Here is a 4131-nt window from a genome sequence, read left to right as displayed (position 1 = left end):
CGGGGGCCCCCCGGGGGGGGGGGCGGGGGGGGGGGGGCGCCGCGCCCCCCGGGGGGGGGGGGGGGGGGGGGGGCGCCCGGCCCCCCCCCCCCCCGCGCCCGGCCGGGGCCACCGGGCCCCGGTACCGGGTCAGCCCTTCTGGGGCTGCGGGATCATGAGCTTGACCACCTTGGGCTTCTCGAAGGGGTTGCCCTCCGTCTCGCCCAGCGAACGCCAGCCCTTGAGCTGGTTGTTCTTGGTGTCGACCGCGGTCAGGTCGTCCTTGCCGTCGCCGTCGTAGTCACCGGCGGTGGTCTGGCCGAAGCTGCCCCATGTGGTCAGGAACTGGGGCTTCTCGAACGGGTTGCCCGTGACGTTGCCGTTGGAGCGCCAGTACTTGAGGATCTGCCTGCCGTCCTCGTCCTTGGTCATGGCCACCAGGTCCGCGTACTTGTCGCCGTTGACGTTGGCCGCCGTGGTCTGGGTGAACCCGACCCACTTGGTCAGCGTCAGCGGCTCCTTGAAGGGGGCGTCGATGTCGCCCGTGCCGCGCCACAGCTTCAGCTCGTTGGTGGCGGTCTCCAGCGCGACCACGTCGGCCTTGCCGTCGCCGTCGAAGTCACCGGTCGTCGTCTGCTCCATGCCCGTCCAGGAGGCCGCCTCCTTCGGCTCTTCGAAGGTGCCGTCTCCCTTGCCCTTCCACAGCTGGAGCTTGCCGCCCTTGTCCACGGCGAGGAGGTCGGCCTTGCCGTCGCCGTCGAAGTCGGCGGCGCGGGTCTGGGTGTTCTCCCAGGTGTCGAAGACCTTCTTGCCCAGCTGGTGGGTGATGTCGCCGTTGCCCTTGAACCAGTACAGCGCGCCCTTGTCCTCGCCGGGCTTGGCGATGGTGTCGGCCTTGCCGTCGCCGTCCACGTCGGCGAGCGCCAGCTCGGACATGGCGGCCGGGTCGACGGGGACCGGCTCGGCCTTCACGTACGTGGTGAAGTTCCGGACGATCTCCTCGTCGGGTTCGGTCTCGCCCGGGCGCGTCTGGGACGCCATCAGCTGCACCTTGCCGAGGCGAAGGTCCTCGTGGGGGGTGACCTTCCAGCGCCCGTCCTTGCCCACGGTGGTCTTCATGGTGAGGTCGGACCAGACCTGTGAGATCCCGACCTCGGAGCCCGGCTCGCCCGTGCCGGAGATCTCCGGGCGCAGCCCCTCGACCTTCGCACCCTCCGCCGGGGAATCGATCACCAGCGGGGCGATCGGCACCGGCTTCCACTGCACCACCACGGAGCCCGCGCCGCCGGACGACTTCCGGCCGCCCTCGCCGACGCCGGCCGTGTAGTGGGGGTCTTCCGCGCCTCCGGCGCCGCTGCCGTTTCCGGCGAGGGTCTCGCCCTCGACGCCGGGAGCCAGGTAGCTGGAGCCACCGCCGCCGCCGCCCTTCGAGCCGCCGCCGCCACCACCGGCGTAGCCGCCGCCACCGCCGCCGCCACCGGCATGCGCGAGACCGCTGCCGTTGCCGCCGCCGCCACCACCACCGATGAGTACGTCGCCCACCTTGATCGGCTGGCCCCCGGCGCTGCCCTTGTCACCGGCCGTCCCGGGCTGCCCGGCGTCTCCGCCGTTGCCGCCGTTCTTGCCCCCGGCGCCGCCCTTGGCCCCGGCCGCGCCCTTGCCGCCGTCCATCGCGGACTCCTGGCCGTCGGCGCCGCCGCCCGCGCCGCCGTCGCGCTTGCTCTCCGTACCGGCTCCGCCGCCGCCTCCGGCGATCGCCACGGCCTCGGCCTTGCCGTCCTTGTTCAGCCACAGGGCGGACAGGCCGCCGCCGAAGCCGGCCTTCTTGTCGCCCACGGCACCGCCGCCGTCGGCGCTGCCCTTCTTCTTGTCCGTCCCGGCCGACACCTTGACGCCGACCTCGGCGCCCTCGGCGACCGGCACGGAAGCGTGGACGTAACCGCCGCCGCCGCCGCGCGAGTCGCTGGCCGAGCTGCCGCCCGCACCCCACATGTGCACGTCGAGCTTGTCGACGCGCTCCGGGACGGTGAAGGTCTCCGGAACGGCTCCGGGAGCGAACACCAGGCAGTCCGTGTACCCCTCGGAGGGGGTGCACGCGGTACCGCCGGAGTTCCCGGGGGTCTCGTCGGCGTGGCTCGCCGGGACGAACCCGGTCAGGAAGCCGCCGGTGAGAGCGGCGATGACCATCGCGCCCGCTCCCGTCCGCAGCTTGCGGCGGTTCACGGACGACGCGCCGGAATGAGTGGTCATGGTGTGCCCTTCGTTTCGCATTTCCATCGAGACACCGGCCGACGGCTTCCAGGAAAAGCAGGGGGAACTGGAGCGGTCCGAGGCTCGGCAAAGAACAGCGTGCCGTGGGCGCAGGGGGCATACATCGGCCAGAAGTTGACTCAGAGGCAACAGAGGAAAGGAGCCGAAGGAACCAATGCGGATGGTGATCCGGTTCCGCGTCCGCCCGTGAAGGGCACGGCGGAGAACGCGCGACGCCTTTTTTCGAGGGCTCACCGTTCGCGGTCGCCCGTCAACTTTCGTCGGACAATTCCCCGCCCGTCGTTCCCAATGCTGGAACGGTGTTCTCCTACGAATCACCCCACCGCTCCCGCACGGATGCGCGCCGCCCCCGCGGGCGGCACCGCGCGGCCGAAGCACCGGTCGGAGCACCGGCCCCGACCACGTCCGCGGACGGAACGGCGCGGCCACCGGCGCGACCGCCGGTCGAACTCATCGGCACCCCCCGGGGCAACTGGCTGACCCGGGGGCGCGACGGGCGGCTCACCGCGTACGCCACGGGACCGAAGGGCCTGCTGCGGTGGACCGAGGGGACGCCGTGGGAGCCCGCCTGGTCGGGCCCGCGGCACTTCCCCGTCCCGGGTCTGACCGACGCCTCGATCGCGCAGGGCCCGCTCGGCCACGTACACGTCGCAGGGCGCAGGACGCCGGGTTCCGATCCCGAGAGCGTCGACGTCGTGCACGCGGTGCAGTACCAGACGGGGCGCCCGTTCACCCGCTGGCGCTCGCTCGGCGCGGTGTCGCGCCGAGCACTGCGCCCCCGCCTGGGGGTCCCCCTGGTGGGCGTCGACGCGACCGGAGCGGCCCACGTCTTCCTCCGCAACGGAGGCGGCGGCGTATCCACGCGCCGCGACAGCCCGCGCGACGGCTGGCTGCCCTGGCAGGACCTCGGCGGCCGGGACGTCCAGGCCCGGCTCGCCTCGTGGAGCACCGGGCGGGGCGGCGTAGGCGTCCTGGCCCCGGCCGCCGACGGCGCCCTGTGCTGGGCCCAGGGCGCCGACGACGCGCACGTCACGCGCGAGGACCCGGTGGACGGCATCGCGGCCCCGGCCGAAGTGACCGCTCTGTGCTCCGTCACGGGCGGGCCGGTCTGCCTGTGGTCGGCGCCGGACCGCGACGGCGTACTGCTGAGGACGGACACGGGCCGGGTGGTCGAGCTGGGCGGGGCTCCGGACGGCGGCCCCGTCGCGGCCCTGTGGCTGCCGGGCGACGGCGAGCGCCTGGCGCTGGCCTGCCGTGGACGGGACGGGACGCTCCTCGTGGGCGTGTGCGACACGGCGGTGTCCGAGACGGCCGGCGGCGGCCCGGCGGCGGCGTGGGCCGCGTACGACGTCGGGCCGTTCGTGGGGGCCCCGGCCCTCGCCCGCGCGGACGGCGGACGGGTGGCACTCGCGGTCGTGGCGCCCACGGGACCGCTGCTCGCCCGGGAGTTCGCCGAGGAGTTCCCCGGACGTCTTGAGTTCACCGCGATCTGACGGTACGTCACCGATCGGGTGCCGCCGGGCGGAGGAGAGGGACCCCGGTGCCGGAGGGGTGCTGTCATCGTTCCGGCACCGGGGAGTTCGCGGGGGAGGCGCTGCGGCATGAGGAGGAGGGGCTCAGCGCCGTTCCGCGTGGACCGGCCGCGGGAGCCGGGGATCAGGGCCCCGCGGCCGGTGTACCCATTCTGCGGTCGGCCGATGCCGCCCGGCGGCGCCGATGGGAGACTCCCGGACGCCATCGGACTGACGTCCGGTCAAGCTCCGGCGGCATGCGGCACGGAGGCGGTGTTCTCGTACGCCTCGTGGTCGAGGATCTTCTCGCGGGCCGAGACGATGACCGGGACCAGTGCCTGGCCGGCCACGTTGGTGGCGGTGCGCATCA

2 protein-coding genes are annotated in these 4131 nt (G+C 73.8%); one reads left to right on the top strand and one right to left on the bottom strand.

Annotated elements, in window-relative coordinates:
• Positions 1–129 precede the first annotated feature (129 nt).
• Complete coding sequence (locus ACIBNE_RS39235; protein ID WP_399280540.1) at positions 130–2229, bottom strand: FG-GAP-like repeat-containing protein; 2100 nt, start codon at positions 2227–2229, stop codon at positions 130–132.
• A gap of 320 nt (positions 2230–2549) precedes the next feature.
• Between ACIBNE_RS39235 and ACIBNE_RS39230 the strand changes: the two genes are divergently transcribed.
• Positions 2550–3743 (top strand): hypothetical protein, encoded by a 1194-nt coding sequence (locus tag ACIBNE_RS39230; protein WP_399280538.1) that lies wholly within the window; start codon positions 2550–2552, stop codon positions 3741–3743.
• The last annotated feature ends 388 nt before the right edge of the window (positions 3744–4131 follow it).

This window comes from Streptomyces sp. NPDC050504, assembly GCF_044458065.1.
Taxonomy (GTDB): Bacteria; Actinomycetota; Actinomycetes; order Streptomycetales; family Streptomycetaceae; genus Streptomyces.
This window is presented reverse-complemented; position numbering and strand designations above follow the sequence as displayed.

Bases quoted from the DNA above. Each gene is read 5' to 3' on its own strand.
- ACIBNE_RS39235 (WP_399280540.1), bottom strand. From the start codon at position 2,229: ATGACCACTCATTCCGGCGCGTCGTCCGTGAACCGCCGCAAGCTGCGG.